Consider the following 1,058-nt stretch of genomic DNA (forward strand, 5'->3'; position numbering starts at 1 on the left):
ATTATGAGGACCAGACTGCGCGGATCTCCATCTTGGCCGGGGCTCGACCCCGAGACCGGATACGTTGACGCAGACTGAACAGAGCAATCTTCAAATTACCCCTTGCAGACGGGGCGGGCCATACGTTTCAAAAGTTCTATAAGACGGGCTCTGTCGTTGGGTGTGATGAAACCCGTCTGCCACAATTGCAGGTCGTCCCGGAAAATTCTCGCCGCAGTTTTGCCCCCGAGAAATCCCGAAAGCTTCCTATTATCAGCTCAACTGCCGGTTTTGATCATGGCGTATTACCTTTAGGCAGAGGGTTATTTGCTATGACAAGCGATATTCATGAAGCCGGTGAACCGAAATCCTCGGCACCGGCCCGACCGAAAACTGTTTCCTTTGGCGAGAACCTGATCAATTCGCCGTCGGTCAAACTGATCATCATCAGCGTTGTTACCATGTTGTTGCTCATCCCGAGCACATTCGTCTGGATTCTGGTCGATGACGCGCCGACCGGGCGCGGGAAGTCGCCCGGGAAATCGAAGGGTCCTGGGGCGGAAGCCAGGAAATCAACGGGCCCTATCTCGTGGTTCCCTTTTCAGAGACCGTGACCACGATGGTGGACGACAAGCAAAAGACCGCCACGCGCTGGCGCAGGGTCGTCCTGTTTCCGGAAAAGCTCGACGCGACCGGGGACATAAAAGTCGAGGAGCGAAAGCGATCGATCTACTCGCTGCCGGTCTATAAAAGCCGTCTTGATCTGAAGGGCCGCTTCGCGCCGCCTCCGGCAGGCGCGTTCGAGCCCCGGGAGGGCGGCACGATCGAGATCGCCGCGGACAAGGCGGAACTGGTTATCGCCATCGGTGACATCCGGGCCATGAAAAGCGACGCGGCCGTTACGCTCGACGGCGCCCGGAGCGTTGCATTCGAGCCCGGAATGGGGGAATTGAACGTATGGCCCGCCCCGTCTGCAAGGGGTAATTTGAAGATTGCTCTGTTCAGTCTGCGTCAACGTATCCGGTCTCGGGGTCGAGCCCCGGCCAAGATGGAGATCCGCGCAGTCTGGTCCTCATAAT

2 protein-coding genes are annotated in these 1,058 nt (G+C 57.7%); both read left to right on the forward strand.

Annotation, left to right across the window (positions count from 1 at the left end; translation table 11 throughout):
- Positions 1–311: 311 nt before the first annotated feature.
- Complete coding sequence (locus tag HK439_RS26370) at positions 312–593, forward strand: hypothetical protein (protein WP_190294460.1); 282 nt, start codon at positions 312–314, stop codon at positions 591–593.
- A complete protein-coding gene (locus HK439_RS26375; protein WP_328804253.1) occupies positions 521–1,057 on the forward strand; it encodes an inner membrane CreD family protein in 537 nt (178 codons plus the stop codon). The genes HK439_RS26370 and HK439_RS26375 overlap by 73 nt, the downstream gene beginning before the upstream one ends.
- Position 1,058 lies beyond the last annotated feature (1 nt).

The sequence above is a fragment of the Roseibium aggregatum genome (assembly GCF_014692675.1).
Taxonomy (GTDB): Bacteria; Pseudomonadota; Alphaproteobacteria; order Rhizobiales; family Stappiaceae; genus Roseibium; species Roseibium aggregatum_C.

Coding starts and splice junctions, on each gene's coding strand:
- HK439_RS26370 (WP_190294460.1), top strand. CDS start 312: ATGACAAGCGATATTCATGAAGCCGGTGAACCGAAATCCTCGGCACCG.